The organism is Pseudomyxococcus flavus (assembly GCF_050038885.1).
GTDB classification, from domain to species: Bacteria; Myxococcota; Myxococcia; order Myxococcales; family Myxococcaceae; genus Myxococcus; species Myxococcus flavus.
On record NZ_CP143624.1, the window covers coordinates 6,684,261 to 6,700,745 of the forward strand.

Here is a 16,485-nt window from a genome sequence, read left to right on the forward strand (position 1 = left end):
GGCATGCCGCTCCCCGCTCCGCTGCCTACCTTGTGAACCAAGGAGGCAGCGTCGATGGCGGGACCCATCACCACGTTCGTTCTGTCCGGTTTGCTGGCCGCGGCGCCAGGCGGGTTCACGTTCGAGGGCCGGGAGGCCAGCGCGAGAACCGAGCAGCCAGACGGCTTCTTCATCCAAGGTTCACTTCCCTTCACGGACCTGGCCGAGGACGGCACCGGGAGCGCGTCTCTCACGGTGGAGGACCGCGTGTCCCTGCCGGGCGCCACCTTCGGTGACAAGGGCCAACTGGAGGCGTCGTTCCGCCTGGGGGCCACCGAGTACCGGGTGGAGCTGACGCAGGCGGGCTTTCCACCCGCGCAGGCGCGTGGGCAAGGGACGGCGGGGCCATTGCCGCGGCCGCCACCGCACACCATTGGCGGCGGCGTGCTGCTGGACGTGCCGCTCTATGGCGATAGCGGCCTGGGGTGGACGGCGATGACGCGCACGCATGCCGCGGTGGCGGTGTGGGGCGTGGGCAGCGTCTGGCGCAACGGGCAGCTGCTGACGGACACGGCCTTCGTGCATGCGGCGGCGCTGGCCGCGGGCGCCTACGCGGATGACGACACGCACCGGCTCCTGCGTCAGGCCCGCTACGACGACACGGAGCTGGTGGTGCTGGTGTGGAACCTGCCGCCGCAGCTCGAGCCGCGGGGCTTCATCCAGTTCGTGTTCGAGGACGTGGCCATCGACCTGGATGGAACGGCGGTGCGCTCGCGGCCCTTCGTGGAGAACACGGGCGGGCCGCCGCTGAGCTGGAATGCGCTCACGCCCGTGCCGCCAGGGGCCACGGTGGGGGCGCCCATCACCGCGTCGCCGCCGCCCGCGCCATCGGCAACGGGTGGCAGTGGGACGGTGGGGGGGAGCGGCACGACGGGGCCCGTCGTGGGGGCTCCACTTCAGGACACCGGGGCCATCACGCGGGTGACCGTGCCCGCCACGTCCATGGCCACGGGGGACCTCGCGGCGACCCCCATCCCGAGCGCGGCGGTGCCTGGAGCACCCGTGACGCCCGTGACGCCGGACGTCGTCAGCGGCGACCTGTCCGCGCAGCTGCCGACGTCCAACGGTCCCGCCACATTCTCCGGCCAGCTCCCGACGGCGCCGCTGGATGGGACCGGCGCGCCAGTGGCGAGCACGACGGGAGCCGGCACCACGATGGGAGCGTTCACGACCCCGCCGACGGTGTCCACGTTCGGCACGTTCACGGTGCAGCCGCTGACGCCGGGGACCTTCGATGCCTTCGTCGGGACGGGACAGTCGAGCGCGGGCATCCTCGCCACGCCAACGCCGCTGAACTCGAGCCCGGGCACGCCGCCTCCCGGGCTGCTGAGCACGCCCACGCCCCTGAATGGGGCCTTGCCGCCGCCGCTGCTGGGCACGCCCGCGCCGCTCAACGCGGGGCCTGCGATCGCGTTGCCCACGACCCCGTCACCGGTGACGGGGCCGGCGACGACGGTGGCTCCGGCCACGCCCGCGCCGGCGGCCGCTCCGGCACCTGCCGCGGGCCCCTGAAGGACCCGGTCGAGGTGAGGCGCGTCAGGGCGTGAGGCGGGGGCGGTGAGGGCGTTGAGCCCCGTCGCGCCCCGTCGCGCTGCGCGCCTCGGCTGGCATGGTGCCGTGCGCCGAGGGCGTGAGGGGGGCGGCGGGGGCGTTGAGCCCCGTCGCGCTACGCGCCTCGGTCGGCATGGTGCCGTGGGCCGAGCGCGTGAGGGTTGGGCGAGGGCGTTGAGCCCTGTCGCGCTGCGCGCCTCGGCCGGCATGGTGCCGTGCGCCGAGGGCGTGAGGCGCCTCCGCGGGCCAGCGGTGCTTCGCCGTGTGGCGGGGAGGCGTCGCGACGTGGCGTCGGTGCCGCGCGGAGGCGTCTGGACGCGCTGCGGAGCGGTGCAGTGGGAGTGGAGCGGAACCGCGTACGGACCCGCGAGGCCCGTGCCTCAGCGCCCGCGAGCCGGCGCCTGGGCCAGGCGGCTCAGGGTCGCGGCCTGGGACAGGCGCTTGCGCAGCCGCACGACGGCATCATGCAGGGCATCCAGTTGCTGCAGGACGCGCAGGTCATCCCCTGTATCCACCAGGGTGGCTGGGGTCAGCGCCTCCGTGCGGAGCGTATCGAGCAGGTCCGTGAAGTGGGCCTCGACCTCGCCGAGCGCGCCCAGGCCCTCGCGGAGGTCATCCTCCAGCAGGTCCACGAGAACCTCCGCATCGGTGCGGGCGGGCAGCGAATGGGCGAGCCGCTCCATGGCCACCCGGACCGGGTCGGCGCGGCGCAGCGGCGTGGGGGCGGCGTAAGCGAGTGCCGGAGGGGCCATGCCCTGACGCTACAGGCACGTAGCGCTCCGTCAATTTTCCAGTCCGGACCGAAAGAAGGCCCGCGGCGCGGCGGCCACGGGCCTCGAGGACAGCGGGGCAGGGCGCCGCAGCGCCTCACCACTTCATCGTTTCCTCGCCTTCACTCTTTTGTGGCTTCTCGCCAGGGCGCGAGACGGCGGTGAGGGTGGCGCGCACGGCGCCCAGGTCGATGGTGCCCACGGCGGCCAGGGGCAGGCGGCGCGCGTCGTCGGAAATCCAAACGTGCACTTCGCGCTGCTGCTTGGGCCTGTCCAGGCGCACGGCGACGCCCTTCAGGTGCCAGGCGTTGAACTGGCCCAGCGGCGTCGTCACCTGCTCGCGCTTCACCACCGAGCCCTGCATGCGCCACATGCGGCGCACGCCGTACACGTCGAAGCACACCGGGAGGTCGTCCTTGAGCGGGAGCTGGCGCATCAAATAGATGGCGCCGGCCACGTCGAGGCCGTCCTTGTCGAAGGTGTAGTTGAACTGGCCCTTGGGGCGCTGGCCGAACTGGTAGTCCACCTTGACGGTGCGCTCCTTCTGGCCGAAGGCGACCTCCACCTTGCGGCGCTGCTCGTTCTCCATCGTGTCCTCGACGTAGCGCCTGGGGCGCAGCGTGCGCGGATGGAGGTACGCGGTGGCGCTGCCACGCACGCGCCGGACCTTGGAGAAGAAGGTGTTCGTCTGCGCCTCCACCTGGATGGGCAGGTGCCCGTCCTTGGGCTTGTGGACGCGCATCGTCATGGTGCCGGCCTGGGCGCCCATGGCGTCGAGGTCGAACTCGAGCACCTCGCCGGGCATGAACGCCAGGGGCGTGCGCAGCGCTGGCAGGGCCGAGGCGCAGGGGGCGACGGTGACGGGAGCCTCGGCCTTCTCCTGCTCGGCCTTCGCGGGCTCCGGCGCGTCCGCCTCCGTGTCCGGAAGCTGGGCCCAGGCGCTGGCAGTGGACAGAGACAACACGGCCGCGAGGAGGGTGCGCATGGGGCTCATCCTTTTCCTTCCAGGTGGACTACGGGGTGCTCTGCGGCGTCAGACGGCCCGGGCCCTTCGCATATTCGGATTCCGCCCAACGCTTGCGGAGCCGGGCGGTGACTTCCTCGCGGACCGCCTCCCATTCTCCCGCATCCGTGGTGATGTCCCAACCGGTGCGTGCCAGCCGCCGTGCGGCCGTCCGGGCGAACGCGGCGTCACCCAGTTCGGAGAGCAGCCGGAGGTACTCGTAGTCTTCGAGCCCATCCCGGATGTGCTTCAGCCGCAGCGTGAGCACCGGCTGGTGGCCGGAAGGACCCACCCGGTTCGGCGTGCCCGGGTAGAAGAGCGTGCCATCGCCGTTGCCACCGAACTCGAAGACGTCCTTCCAGGGGTCCTTCTTCGTGTTGTAGGCGAAGACGGTGTCGAAATAGAGCTCGCCATCCACGCTGGCCGAGAAGGCCAGCACGCCCATGGCGCGGTTGAGCGGGGCGGGGTGGTCCACCATGTACGAGGCCCATCCGCTGTAGGCGGCGTCCACCTTCTTGTCGGCCGGCGGGCCACCGTTGCAGCCGTGCGAATTGCAGCTCTGATACCACCACACCCGGGTGGTACCTGCCAGCCGCTTGCGCAGCGCTCCGGGCTCCATGACGGTGTGGCACGTCTGCGGCCCGGGGCGCGGGTAGAAGCAGTTGAGCGTGGGCGTCAGGATGTCCGCCGAGCCGTTCAGCGCGTCATCCAGCGGGCTGGTGACGAGCACCGGGATGCCACCCGCCGCGCGCACCCGCGCGGACTGCGCCTTCACCAGGGGCACGTCCTCGGGCTTGGGCTCGTCCTTGGCGTAGAAGAAGAGCTGCACCGGCCAGCCCTTCTGGCGGAAGTGCTCGGCGAAGGCGCGGTAGTACGCCGTCTTCTCCGCGTCCGTCCTGGCCTGTTTGCTGTCGCGCACGTCGGTGCTGGTGAAGCGCGCGCCCGAGGGCAGCAGGCTGCCGTCCAGGAAGGGGCCCAGCTCCGCGTCGTAGGCGCTCCAGTCCACCACCGCGCGGCCCTTCTCGAAGCGCACGGGGGGCGGCGTCATGCTCATGCCATGCGCGCTCACCCGGTGCTCCAGCAGCGCCCGTCCGTAGTCGCGCAGCAGCTTGCGCGCCTCGGGCGACTCCGGGTCCACGCCGTGGCCGCGGGCGATGCTGTACATCGACACCCCGAAGCTGTTGGGCAGCGAGGACGTGGCGGGCAGCGCGAAGGGCTGCACCTCCGCGGTGAAGGACACCGGGACGGGCCGGGCGCCCCCGGCCTTCACGTGGAGCTGGCCCCGGTACGTCCCCGGCTCCTGCTTCTCCGGGGCGCACACCTCCACGTAGAAGACGGTGGGCAGCTTCGGGTCGTGTCCCGGCGCGTCCACCGGCACCAGCGCGTCCGGCCAGGGGCCCGTGCGGCCCTGGCCGTTGGACGGCGTCTTCACGTCGATGAAGGCCTCTCGCCAGACGGAGGCGTTCAAGGCCGCGCCGGGCCCCTTCAGCGTCAGGGGTTCGACGCCGGGGCGCTCCACCCGGCCGGGAAGCGCCACCTGCACGGCCTCGCATTCACCTCGCGCGAGGCTGAGCCGCGCGTCCTTGCGGCCCTTCACGCTCTCCCCCGGCCGGACCTTGACCAGGGGCGACAGCACCTGCGGTTCCTGCGTGGCGGACATCGCCGCCGCCACCACCGCCCACGCCCATCCCGCTCCCATCCGCCCCCTTCACTCTCCGGCGGGTGCTACCCGCCATTCTCTGCGCGGGCCACCGTCATGCTCCGGCCCGGCTTGTAGTCGGTAATCTCCGCGACGATGGTGCCCAGCGCGAGGTCCGCCTCCACCCGCACCGGCACGTGGCTCGGGTCGGTGGTGAAGTAGACGAACATGTCTCGCTTCGAGGCCAGCTTGCCCTCGAACTCCGTCTTCACGCTGAGCTTGAACACTTCCTTCTTGCCCAGCTCCGTGCTCAGCACCTCTTGTCCTTCCACCTTCGCGCGGAGGGTGAACACCTTGCTCCCGGTGAACACGGGATAGGCATACTCCTCGCCCACCGCCAGGTCCCGGTTGCGCAGCGCGAACGTCGCGCCCGTCATGTCCAGCGTGCCCTCGGCCACCTCACGCGTGGACTCCCGCGCCGCCTCGCCTTCCTTCTGCTTCACGACGAAAGCGGAGCGGCCATCCGGCAGCATCTTGATGCGCTGGCGGCGGCGCGAGCCGTTTTCGTCGGCGTGCAGTTCACTGCCCACCACGCGCTGCTGCTCCGGTTGCCAGTAGGACACGAACTTGTCCTTGATGGGCCAGATGCCCAGCATGTCATTGGAGCGGGCCAACGCGACGATGGGCCAGACCTCCTCGCCCCACTGCTTCATGGTGGCGCCCACCGTCACCTGCGCGGTGCCGGCGGTGATGCCCAGGTACCGGACGCGGTACGAGCTCTGCTCACCGGGGCCGAACGCCGGGTTCACGGACTCCTGGGCCGCGGCCGTTGCCGACCACACCAGGCCCGCGAGCATCGCCGCGACCCCCCACTTGGACTGCGTTTGCATCGGGTGAGCTCCCTCGCTTGGAAGTTAGGTAGCCTGGTTGCGATTCGCCAGACCTGGTTCCGAACCATTCCCGCCACCGGCCATTTCCACTGACGCGGTCGTTGACCAGCCATTCAATCGAAGGCCGGCCACTCCACGGGGAGGCACACTTTCGCACGTCAACGGGTGGCGCGCCTCCTGGCGCCCCGAGCCTGAGCGCACGGCAGGCGGGAATGCCGCACGGTGGCATGTCCACTCGCTGACACCGCTGATAGCCTTTCCGAGGTGCGGCCCGCGGTGTCGGGCGCCATACCGCAGGAGGAGCCCATGTCTGGTGGTGGCGGTTCTTACGACTTCGACGATGACGAGAAGGAATCCACGCGAGGCAGCGGCAAGGCGCACAAGGACTTCGATTGTCCCTCATGCAACGCCAACAACCCCTTGGACGAGCCCCTGGGCCACGGGGACGAGGTGCGCTGCAACTACTGCGGCTCCGAGTTCAAGGTCACCGTGAACTCGGAGGGGCGGGTGAAGTTCAAGGAGCTGTGAGCCGCCATCCCCGGGCCTTCAGGTCCGCTCGCCGAAGATGGCGGTGCCCACGCGGACGACGGTGGCGCCTTCCTCGATGGCCCACTCGAAGTCGTGGGTGGTGCCCATGGACAGGCCCGACAGGCTGTGCGTCCGGGCCAGCTCGCGCAGCATCCGGAAGTCGCCCCGGGCGCGGGCCTCGTCGTCGGTGGGCGGCGGAAGCGCCATCAACCCGACGACCTGGAGGCCTGGCAGGGCGCGGGCCTCGTCCAGGAAGGCCCCGAGCGCGTCGGGGGCCAGCCCGCTCTTGGTGGCCTCCGCGCCCACGTTGACCTCGACGTAGACGGGCAGGGGCGGGGAACCCTCGCGGCGCTTCGACAGCTCGCGGGCGACCTCCAGCCGCTCCAACGCGTGGAAGGCCCCGGCAACCCGCGCCACGTACTTCACCTTGTTCGTCTGGAGCGCGCCAATCGCGTGCCAGCGCAGGCCGTCCAGGTCGGCGAGCTCCGCCGCCTTGTCCCGCAGCTCCTGCGCGTAGTTCTCCCCGAAGTCGCGCTGGCCGGCGGCATAGGCCTCGCGGATGAGGGCGGCGGGCTTCAGCTTGGACACCGCCACCAGCGTCACCGACTCCACCGGCCGGCCCGCGCGGGCACACGCCGCGGCCACGCGCTCCCGCACCGCCGCCAGTCGCTCCGCCACGCTCATGAAGTCCTCCAGGGCACGGGCACGCCGGCGCGCTCCAGCAGGGCCACCGTCTCCGCCAGCGGCAGACCCACGACGTTGGAGGTACTGCCCTCCACGCCCGCCACCAGGAAGCCGCCCTTGCCCTGGATGGCGTAGGCTCCCGCCTTGTCCAGCGGCTCGCCGGTGTGGGCATACCAGGCCATCTCCGCGGCGCTCAGCGCCCGGAAGGTGACGCGGGTGTGGACCACCAGCGCCGCCTCATGACGGCCGGCCAGGGCCACGCCGGTGTAGACGTCATGCGTGCGCCCGGACAGGCGCGCGAGCATGGCCTGGGCCTCCTCCGCGTCCCGGGGCTTGCCCATCAGCTCGGTGCCCAGGGCGACGGTGGTATCGGCGGCCAGCACCCAGGCGCCGGGGTGACGGGTGGCCACCACGCCGGCCTTCTCCCGGGCGAGCCGCTCGACGTAGGCCGGCGCCGCCTCGCCCGCGCGGGGCGTCTCGTCGATGTCCGCGGCCGAGACGGTGAAGCGGATATCCAGCTGGGACAGAAGTTCCCGGCGTCGCGGCGACGCGGAGGCGAGGACGAGCAACGTTTGATCTGCGTTCATGTGCATGTTACGGCTCGACCCGGCCTTACCAGACTTGTGCCCCGGAGTGGACTCTACGGATGAATCCCGCGGACCTCCTGTCGGCCATGAAGCGGACGGTGGAGCAGCTGGCCGCCTTCAATGAGATGGCCAAGGCCCTGACCTCGACGCTCGAGCTGCGCGAGGTGCTGGCGCTGGTGATGCAGAAGGTCAGCAGCCTGCTGCTGCCTCGCAACTGGTCGCTCATCCTCCAGGACGAGCGCACCGGAAAGCTCTACTTCGAAATCGCGGTGGGCGACGGCGCGGACGTGCTCAAGGGCCTCCAGCTCAACCCGGGCGAGGGCATCGCCGGGGCCGTCTTCACCTCCGGCGTGGCCCGCCTCGTCCATGACGTGGGCGGCGACCCCAGCTTCGCCCCGCGCTTCGACCAGGCCTCCGCCTTCCACACCCGCTCCATCCTCGCCGTGCCGCTGCTGGCCCGGGGCCGGGTGCTGGGCATCATCGAGCTGGTGAACGGGCCCATGGACCCGCCCTTCACCAACGAGGACCTCACCATCCTCACCGCCATCGCGGACTACGCGGCCATCGCCATCGAGAACGCGCGCAACTTCCGGCGGGTGCAGGAGCTGACGATTACGGACGAGCACACCGGCTGCTACAACGCCCGCCACCTGCGCGCCCTGTTGGACCAGGAAGTGAAGCGTTCGGAGCGTTTCCGGCATCCGCTGTCGCTCGTCTTCCTGGACCTGGACCACTTCAAGAGCGTCAACGACACCCACGGACACCTGGTGGGCAGCGCCACCCTGAAGGAAGTGGGGGACCTGCTGATGACCCTGGGCCGGCAGAACCTGGACGCCGTCTTCCGCTACGGCGGCGACGAGTTCGCCATGCTGCTGGTGGAGACGGACCAGGATGGCGCGGCCATCATCGGTCAGCGCGTCTGCGAGGCCTTCCGTGGCCGCGGCTTCCTCCACGACCAGGGCCTGGACGTGCGCCTCACCGCCAGCGTGGGCGTGGCCACCTACCCGGACCATGCGGCGTCCGCGCTGGACCTCATCCGCGCCGCGGACTTCGCCATGTACGCCGCCAAGGCCCGGGGGCGCGACGCGCTCTGCGTCGCCGAGCCCACCTCGCCCCAGGGCAGCGGCTCGCCCGACTTCCCCGAGCGGTAGCGCTCCCTTCACACGCGGGAGCCCGCAATGCGAGAGGGCCGGGGAGGGGAGTTCCCTCGGCCCGGCCCTCGCGGCGGCGTCACGGCTGGACGCCTGACATCACCCGGTGCCCACCACGGAGTCGATGGCTGCGGTGTTCGTCACCACCGAGCCCTGCTCGCGGAGCGCCTTGAGGAAGGAGTCCGTCAGCTCGATCTGCTTGGCCTGGCGGGCCTGGTTGCGCAGCTCCTCCTTGCGCTTCTCGAAGCCCTCCGCGTCCGGCTTCTGGCGCTCCACCACCTGCGCCACCACGAAGCCCTCACCCGCGGGGAACACGCCGTCCACGGCCTGCGGGGTGCTGACGGCGAAGGCCGCCTTCACCAGCTCGGGCGCGGGGCCCAGGTGCGGCACCGCCTCACCCTCGGCGGTGAAGCTGTCCGTCTCCACGGCCTCCGGGCGCGTCTCCGTCTCGAAGCGCAGCAGCGCGGGCTGCTCCTTCTCCGGCGGGAAGAGCGTCTTCAGGGACTGGCCGCCCTTGATGGAGGCCAGGGCCTTGTCCGCCTCGGCGCGGGCCTGCTGCTTGGCGCGCTCCTGCTTGTAGAGGGTGGTGGCAATCTCGTCCTGGACGTCCTCGAGCTTCTTGTCCTGGGCCGCCTGCTTCTCCTCCACCTTCACCAGGTGCACGCCGAACTTCGTCTCCACCGGCTGCGTTACCTCGCCCGCCTTCAGCGCGAAGGCCGCGTCCGCCAGCGCCGGCTCCCAGCTGCCGCGCTCCACCCAGCCCAGGTCGCCACCGCGCGACTTGCTGCCCGGGTCCTCGCTGCTGTCGCGCGCCACCTGGGCGAAGTCCTTGCCGCCTTCAATCTCCTTGCGCAGCGCCTGCGCCTTCTCCATGGCGGCCGTCTTCTGCTCGGCGGTGGCCTCCGGGGGCAGCTTCACCAGCACCTGACGCGCGCGGATGCGCTCCGGCTGCTGGTACACGAAGCGGTTGGCCTCGAAGTACTCCTTGATTTCCTTCTCGTGCGCCTTCTTCCACTCGGCCAGCTGCGCGGCGGTGGGGGCGGGGACCTTGTCGGCGTACATGGCCGGCAGGAAGCGCGCGAAGACGAGCTTGGCCTGGTTGCCTTCCTTCTCGAAGCGGGCGCGGACCTCGTCGTCGGACACGACGGCGTTCGAGCGCACCACGTCCAGCATCTTCTGGGCGGCCAGCTGGCGGCGCAGCTCCGCCTCGAAGTCCTGCGGCGACTTCCGGTAGAAGTCGCGCAGCACCTGCTGGTAGCGCTCGACGTCGAACTGGCCGTCCTTGTGGAAGTCGGTGTTCTGGAAGAGCAGCTTGCGCAGCTCGTCGTCGGACGGGGTGATGCCGTGGCGCTCGGCGGCCTGGGCCAGCAGCTCCGTGCTCACCAGCCGGTCGAGCACCTGCGTGTGCATGCCGAACTGGCGGGCGAGCGACTCCGGGACGGGGCTGCCCTGCGCGCGCAGGAAGTTCATCTGCTGGGCCCACGCCGCGGCGAAGTCACGCAGCGGGATTTCCTTGCCGTTCACCGTCGCCACCGAGCCGGGCGCCGTCGTGCCACCCGAGGCGCCGAAGCCGGTGCTGCCCGGGCCGAACTGGAGCGTGAACACCACCGCGATGCCGATGATGAACAGGAGCGAGGCAACCTTCCGGGGATTCAGACCGTCCATTGTCGTCACTTCAGGGGCAAACGCGCCGAGAAAACCCGTGCGGAAGGACTCGCGACGCGGTGTTGTTGGTAGCCCGGCCGGTGGGTGGTGGACCAGGGACCGCCCCCCATGCAGGCCTTGACTGCCTAGGATAACGCACCGGAAAATGCAAGCGATTTAGAGCCCTTAGCCCGCCCCTGCTCCCCTAAAACCCCCGGAATCCCCTGCCTGTGTGGTCGCTCCTCAAGCGGTACTACCGCCCCCTTTTCGTGGGCTTTCTGCTCCTTTTCCCGCTCGTGGCCTTCCTGCTCGGCGGCAGCAAGGGCCGGGGGACCTTCTTCGTCGACCGGGCGATCATCGCCGTGACGTCCCCCATCCAGCAGGGGCTCACCTCCGCCATCGAGGGCTCGATTTCCGCGGTCCAGAACTACCTGGACCTGCGCGGGGTGCGGCAGGAGAATGACGCGCTGCGTTTGGAGAACCTCCAGCTGCGAGCGGCCGTCCAGGCCCTGGGCGAGTCGCGAATGGAGAACGAGCGACTGCGCAAGCTGCTCGGCTACGCGGAGGCCGAGCCGGGGCCGGAAATCCCCGCGCGGGTGGTGGGCGTCAATCCGGTGGCGAAGCTGTTGTCGGTCCGCATCAGCAGTGGCGAGCAGCAGGGCGTCTTCCGGGGCATGTCCGTGGTGACGCCGGACGGAATCGTGGGGCAGGTCATCCGGGCCACGGGCGGCTATGCGGACGTGGCGCTGGTGACGGACCCCCAGAGCCGGGTGGCGGTGCGCGTGCAGCGCTCGCGCGCCCGGGGCACCGCGGCGGGCACGGGAGGCGGTCCCCTGAAGCTGGAGAACATGCTGCGCACCGAGGACGTCGAGGACGGAGACCTCATCATCACCGCGGGCACGGACGGCGTCTATCCGCCCGGCATGGTGGTGGGCCGCGTGACGAACCTGGAGAAGAAGGAGCACGGCATGTTCCGGGGCGCGGACATCGTGCCGGCGGTGGATACGAGCAAGCTGGAAGAGGTGCTGGTGGTGGGCAGCCCGTACAGCGCCATGGCGCCGGGCAGCACCGCGGAGGGCGCGTCGAAATGAAGTTCCTGGTGTCGGTCGCACTGGCGCTGGCGTTGCTCACGCTGGAGTCGGTCATCGTGAAGCAGGCGGGCCTGGAGCTCGGCCGGATTGACGTCACCGTGGTGCTGGTGGCGTTCCTGGCCCTGCGGGCCACGCTCGTGGAAGGGGCCTTCTCCGCCTTCTGCGTGGGGTATCTGCTCGACCTGATGAGCGGGCAGCCCACGTGGCTCTTCACCTTCCTGGCGGTGTTCATCTTCCTGGTGGGCCGGGTGGTGCCCACCTTCGTGGAGGTACGGGGCCCGCTGGCCTTCGCCCTGTTCGCCATGGCCGCGGACGTGGCGCATTCGCTGCTCGCCTCGTTCTTCACCTGGCTGACGGTGAAGGAGGACGGGCCAGGCTCGCTGCTGGCGGAGATGCCGCTGCAGGTGGCGCTCACGGGCCTGGCGGCGCTGGCGCTCTTCCCGCTGCTGCGCCGCTTCGAGGCGTCGCAGGAGCGACCCGCGGGGTTGCTGCGGTGACGCCTCCGACGCTGGGCAATACGACGCCGGGGCGCGAGCTCAAGCGTCGCTTCGTGTGGCTGGGCCTGGCCATGGTGCTGGGCCTGGGCCTGATTTCCATCCAGCTCTACCGGCTGCAAATCACCCGGGGCGAGGAGTACGCCGCCAAGAGCGTTGCCAACTTCGTCAAGGAGGTGCGGCTGCGCGCCGACCGCGGCGTCATCAAGGACGCGCGCGGCACCATCCTGGTGGACAGCCGCCCGTCCTTCGACGCCTTCATCACCCCCGCCTTCTGCACCGACTGCTTCGAGCAGGTCATCCCCCGGCTGGCGGAGCTGCTCCAGTGGGACGCCGACCAGCGCAAGAAGGTGGAGGACATCGTGCGCATGGGGCGGCGCCACGCGCCCTTCCAGCCCGTGCCGGTGCGGGTGGACCTGTCGCGCGACGAGTACGACCGCATCGCCGCGCGGCGCGACATCCTGGACGGCGTGGAGGTGGCGCCGGTGCCGCACCGGCACTACCGCACCAACACCGTGCTGTCCCACGTGCTGGGCTACATGAACGAAATCACCCAGGAGGAGCTGGAGCGCCTCAACGGCGACGGCGCCCGCTACGCGCTGGGGGACTACATCGGCCGGCGCGGCCTGGAGCGCTACTTCGAGAACCGCCTGCGCGGCACCGACGGCGTGCGCAAGGAAGTGGTGAACGCGCGCGGGCAGACCATCGAGGAGCTGAACGACAAGCTGGGGGACAACGCCGTGGTGCCGCCGCGTCCGGGCAGCAACCTGGTGCTGTCCATCGACATGCGGCTGCAGGAGGAGGCGGAGCGGGCCTTCCCGGGCGTGACGGGCGCGGTGGTGGCCATTGACGTCCATACCGGCTTCATCCGCGCGCTGGTGTCCCGGCCCGGCTTCGACCCCAACCTGCTCACCGGCCGCGTGACGCCCCAGCAGATGGCGCTGCTCTCCAGGGACCCGTTGGACCCGATGATCAACCGCGTGGCGGCCGAGCACTACAGCCCGGGCTCCACCTTCAAGGTCGTCACCGCGCTGGCCGCGTTCAAGTCGGGCGCCTTCCGTCCCGAGACGGTGGTGAACTGCCCCGGCGGCTACCGGCTGGGCGCGCGCACCTGGCGCTGCCACAAGGACGCCGGCCACGGGCACATGGACGGGCTCACGGCGATGAAGACGTCGTGCGACACCTGGTTCTACAAGGTGGCGGACACCATCGGCCTGGACCCCATCGGGGAGATGGGCAAGTCGCTGGGCCTGGGCAGCCCCACCGGCGTCAACGTGGTGGCGGAGGTGCCGGGCATCATGCCGACCAGCGCCTACCACGACAAGGCGTCACCCGGTGGCTACACCAAGGGCATGGCGCTCAACAGCTCCATCGGCCAGGGCGACAACAACGTCACGCCGCTCCAGCTCGCGCTGCTGTACGCGGCCATCGCCAACGGTGGCACGCTCTACAAGCCGCAGATGGTGAGCCGTCTGGAGGACCTGGATGGGAAGACCATCGAGTCCTTCCAGCCGGAGGTGGTGCGCAAGGTGGACCTGCCGGCCCCGCACCTGAAGGCGGTGGTGGACGGCCTGGTGATGGTGGCGCACGAGCCGGGCGGCACCGCCTACCGGGCGCGCATGAACCACATGCGCGACAAGGACATCCTCATCGCGGCGAAGACGGGCACCGCGCAGGTGGCCCGCCTGGGCGCCATCCGCCTCAAGACGCACCAGATGAGCTACTTCGAGCGCGACCACGCGTGGTTCGCGGGCTTCGCGCCCGCGGACAAGCCGGAGCTGGCCATCGTCGTGCTCAACGAGCACGGCGGCCACGGCGGCTCGGACGCGGCCCCCACCGCCATGGCGGTGTTCCAGAAGTACTTCGACTTGAAGAAGCTGGACGCCACGGCGCCGCCGCCGCGTCCCAACCAGCCCTATACGCCGTCTTCCGCGTCGCGCGCGCCTGGCCCTGAAGAGGCGGCGTTGACGCGGGGCGTGCGGCCACCGACCCGGTTGCCGGGCGACGAAGAGGACAGCGCACGTGCAACTGCGGATTGAGCGCCGGATGGTGCCCCACATTCCCTGGGGCCTCATCTTCTCCGTGCTGGCGGTGTGCGGCCTGGGCATCTGGAACCTGGCCTCGGCGTCGCGCCCCCCGCACTCGCCCGTGTGGGGCTCTCAGGCGCTGTACCTGGGCATCAGCATCGTCGCGGTGATGGTGGTGTGCCTGGTGGACTACCGCTGGATTCAGCGGATGGCGGTGCCCATCTACGTGGGCAACATCCTGCTGCTCATCGCGTTGCGCTTCTTCGGCCACACGGCCAAGGGCGCCGAGAGCTGGTTCGTCATCGGCCCGTTCCGCATGCAGCCGGCCGAGTTCATGAAGATTGGCGTCGTGCTGATGCTGGCCAAGGTCTACCATGACGACTTCCAGCCCAATGAGCCGTCCTACGGCCTGACGCGGCTGTGGAAGCCGGTGCTCGTCGTCTTCGTGCCCTTCGCCCTGGTGCTGGTGCAGCCGGACCTGGGCACCGCGCTGATGATTGGCCTGTCCTCGCTCACCATCATCCTGTTCGGGAAGGTGCGCTGGTACCTGGTGGCCACGCTGGTGGCGGGCGTGCTCGCCGCGGGCATCGTCATCTGGAACGACTACATCCGCGACGTGCCGGAGCCCCGGCCCACCATCGTCCGCCACTATCTGAAGAAGCACCAGAGCCAGCGCATCTCCGGCTGGCTGGACCCCGAGGCGGACCTGCGGGGCAGCGGCTACCACGCGGCGCAGTCGAAAATCGCGGTGGGCAGCGGCGGCGTCTCCGGCAAGGGCTGGCGCGAGGGCACCCAGACGGGCCTGCGCTTCCTGCCCGAGCAGCACACCGACTTCATCTTCTCGGTGTGGGCCGAGGAGCACGGCTTCGTCATGTGTATCCTCCTGCTGGTGCTCTATGGCGCCATCTTCATCTTCGGCCTGGGCGTGGGCTTCAACGCGCGAGACAGGTTTGGCGCCTTCGTCGCCGTGGGCGTGGTGGCCATGCTCTTCTGGCAGGTGTTCGAGAACATCGGCATGGTGATTGGCCTGCTGCCGGTGACGGGCATCACCTTGCCGCTCATGAGTTACGGCGGCTCCTCCCTGCTTTCGGTGATGCTCAGCATCGGCTTGCTGGTGAACATCAGCATGCGACGTCACATGTTCTGAGAATTCCCGGAATTTATCCTCACCAGGCGGGCGCAAGCGTTTCTCGGCGCGCGGCATGGGGTGGTGTATGAATCACCCCACCAACGCAGCTGGAGGGCGAGGCCCTCCCGGGCAGGTGAGGACGCATCATGCAGAGGAAGGGTGGCCAGAAGGCAGTGGGGACAACGCGCGTGGAGGCGCCGGTGCGCGCGCCCACGCGAGCGCCCGCGCAGGCGCCGGCGCTGGCGAAGGAGGCTCGCCCCGCGGCGGTGCCCGCGCGTCCTGGCGGCGGGGCGGCAGCGGCGGTGAGGGCCGAGCCGAGGCCCGCCTTCTCACCCTTGATAGAGATGAATCAGGGCGAGGCCGAGCACCGGCACTTTCCCCGGGCCCAGCTCGCCACGCGCTTCGAGGTCTGGGTGGATGACGACGCGGGCGGGCGGCGCTTCGCGGCGAGCCTCATGTCCGTCAACGTCAGCGTCAGCGGCGCCTTCTTGGAGAGCACCTTCTACCTGCCGCTGGGCACGGTGCTCGGGGTGCGCTTCGCGCTGGAGGAGGGCGCCACGCCGGTGCTGGCGCGCGCGGAAATCGTGCGGGAGGAGCGGGGTGACGGGCCGGGCGGGCGCAGCGGCTTCGGCGTGCGCTTCCTCGACTTCAGCGGACAGACGGAGGTGGCGCTGGCGCGGCTCTTCGTGGGGATGCGGCTGAGGGCCTTCGCGGAGGACTATCTCAAGTCCCAGCGGGCTCGCTCCCTGCCCAGTGAAGTGGAACGCGTGGTGGACGTGCTGGCGGCCTGGGAGCTGCTCAAGGCCACGTCTTCCGTCTCCGACCCATGGCAGGGATGACGTTTCACACCGGCCATCGCCCAGGGCCGTGGGCGGGTGTCCGGAGGGCCGTCAATCAAGCCGACTTGCTGTTCGAGATCTGCCGACGGCGCTCGGCCTGATAGTGCGCGGAGCACAGCCCCTTCGAGCGCTGCTCCCGCGTGCAGCCATCCATCGTGCAGCGCCGGTCCAGCGACACCAGGCTGGCGCCCGCCATGACCTTCGGCGGACGGCCCCTGCGGCGGCCCGCGGTGAGCGCCGCGGAGCTCGGTGCGGAGGCGCCCAGGCGGGGCATGCCGTCGTTGAGGGCGCGCAGCATGCCGCGGCCAATGGCGTCACCCAGGGCTTCGGCCCAGTTCACCATGGCCGGCGTCAGCGGGACGGCGGACAGTTCTTTGCGTGGACGTGCCATGAATACTCCAAGTGAAAACAGTCAACCA

General features: G+C 70.4%; 16 protein-coding genes. 8 read left to right on the plus strand and 8 right to left on the minus strand.

Annotated elements, in window-relative coordinates; translation table 11 throughout:
* Positions 1-54: 54 nt before the first annotated feature.
* Positions 55-1,551, plus strand: coding sequence for a hypothetical protein (locus VZL07_RS28095; protein WP_426750885.1), 1,497 nt, complete (start codon positions 55-57; stop codon positions 1,549-1,551).
* Between the two features lie 419 nt (positions 1,552-1,970).
* Here the strand turns inward: VZL07_RS28095 and VZL07_RS28100 are convergent, their stop codons facing one another.
* The 4 genes from VZL07_RS28100 to VZL07_RS28115 form a co-directional block, all read right to left on the minus strand.
* Positions 1,971-2,342 (minus strand): hypothetical protein, encoded by a 372-nt coding sequence (locus tag VZL07_RS28100; RefSeq protein ID WP_426750886.1) that lies wholly within the window; start codon positions 2,340-2,342, stop codon positions 1,971-1,973.
* Between the two features lie 115 nt (positions 2,343-2,457).
* Positions 2,458-3,354 (minus strand): DUF3108 domain-containing protein, encoded by an 897-nt coding sequence (locus VZL07_RS28105; RefSeq protein ID WP_426750887.1) that lies wholly within the window; start codon positions 3,352-3,354, stop codon positions 2,458-2,460.
* Between the two features lie 19 nt (positions 3,355-3,373).
* A complete protein-coding gene (locus VZL07_RS28110) occupies positions 3,374-5,062 on the minus strand; it encodes a DUF4091 domain-containing protein (protein WP_426750888.1) in 1,689 nt (562 codons plus the stop codon).
* Between the two features lie 26 nt (positions 5,063-5,088).
* Positions 5,089-5,892, minus strand: coding sequence for a DUF3108 domain-containing protein (locus VZL07_RS28115; protein ID WP_426750889.1), 804 nt, complete (start codon positions 5,890-5,892; stop codon positions 5,089-5,091).
* Positions 5,893-6,198: 306 nt separating this feature from the next.
* Between VZL07_RS28115 and VZL07_RS28120 the strand changes: the two genes are divergently transcribed.
* On the plus strand, positions 6,199-6,420 hold the full coding sequence (locus VZL07_RS28120; protein ID WP_426750890.1) for a hypothetical protein: 222 nt from the start codon (positions 6,199-6,201) through the stop codon (positions 6,418-6,420).
* 18 nt (positions 6,421-6,438) lie between these two features.
* Here VZL07_RS28120 and VZL07_RS28125 read toward each other — a convergent pair whose 3' ends face one another.
* Positions 6,439-7,104, minus strand: a complete 666-nt coding sequence (locus VZL07_RS28125) for a YggS family pyridoxal phosphate-dependent enzyme (RefSeq protein WP_426750891.1) — start codon at positions 7,102-7,104, stop codon at positions 6,439-6,441.
* A complete protein-coding gene (locus tag VZL07_RS28130) occupies positions 7,101-7,697 on the minus strand; it encodes a Maf family protein (RefSeq protein WP_426750892.1) in 597 nt (198 codons plus the stop codon). Before VZL07_RS28130 ends, VZL07_RS28125 begins: the two co-directional genes overlap by 4 nt.
* A 53-nt stretch (positions 7,698-7,750) precedes the next feature.
* On the opposite strand from VZL07_RS28130, the gene VZL07_RS28135 reads away from it, so the two are divergent.
* Positions 7,751-8,842, plus strand: a complete 1,092-nt coding sequence (locus tag VZL07_RS28135) for a diguanylate cyclase (protein WP_426750893.1) — start codon at positions 7,751-7,753, stop codon at positions 8,840-8,842.
* A 99-nt stretch (positions 8,843-8,941) separates the two neighbouring features.
* On the opposite strand, the gene VZL07_RS28140 is transcribed toward VZL07_RS28135, so the two are convergent.
* A complete protein-coding gene (locus VZL07_RS28140; RefSeq protein WP_426750894.1) occupies positions 8,942-10,507 on the minus strand; it encodes a peptidylprolyl isomerase in 1,566 nt (521 codons plus the stop codon).
* A gap of 209 nt (positions 10,508-10,716) precedes the next feature.
* Between VZL07_RS28140 and mreC the strand changes: the two genes are divergently transcribed.
* From mreC to VZL07_RS28165, 5 genes are all read left to right on the plus strand, one after another.
* Positions 10,717-11,577 (plus strand): rod shape-determining protein MreC, encoded by an 861-nt coding sequence (mreC, locus tag VZL07_RS28145; RefSeq protein ID WP_426750895.1) that lies wholly within the window; start codon positions 10,717-10,719, stop codon positions 11,575-11,577.
* On the plus strand, positions 11,574-12,074 hold the full coding sequence (locus VZL07_RS28150) for a hypothetical protein (protein ID WP_426750896.1): 501 nt from the start codon (positions 11,574-11,576) through the stop codon (positions 12,072-12,074). Before mreC ends, VZL07_RS28150 begins: the two co-directional genes overlap by 4 nt.
* Positions 12,071-14,110: a penicillin-binding protein 2 gene (gene mrdA / locus VZL07_RS28155; protein ID WP_426750897.1), complete on the plus strand. Its 2,040-nt coding sequence runs from the start codon at positions 12,071-12,073 to the stop codon at positions 14,108-14,110. Before VZL07_RS28150 ends, mrdA begins: the two co-directional genes overlap by 4 nt.
* Positions 14,111-14,117: 7 nt before the next feature.
* The gene (gene rodA / locus VZL07_RS28160; RefSeq protein WP_426757389.1) at positions 14,118-15,245 is read left to right on the plus strand and encodes a rod shape-determining protein RodA; all 1,128 of its coding nucleotides are present in this window, start codon (positions 14,118-14,120) and stop codon (positions 15,243-15,245) included.
* Positions 15,246-15,373: 128 nt separating this feature from the next.
* Positions 15,374-16,066 carry a PilZ domain-containing protein gene (locus tag VZL07_RS28165; protein WP_426750899.1) on the plus strand — a complete coding sequence of 231 codons (693 nt, stop codon included), beginning with the start codon at positions 15,374-15,376 and terminating at the stop codon, positions 16,064-16,066.
* A 55-nt stretch (positions 16,067-16,121) separates the two neighbouring features.
* On the opposite strand, the gene VZL07_RS28170 is transcribed toward VZL07_RS28165, so the two are convergent.
* Complete coding sequence (locus VZL07_RS28170) at positions 16,122-16,457, minus strand: hypothetical protein (RefSeq protein WP_426750900.1); 336 nt, start codon at positions 16,455-16,457, stop codon at positions 16,122-16,124.
* Between the last annotated feature and the right edge of the window lie 28 nt (positions 16,458-16,485).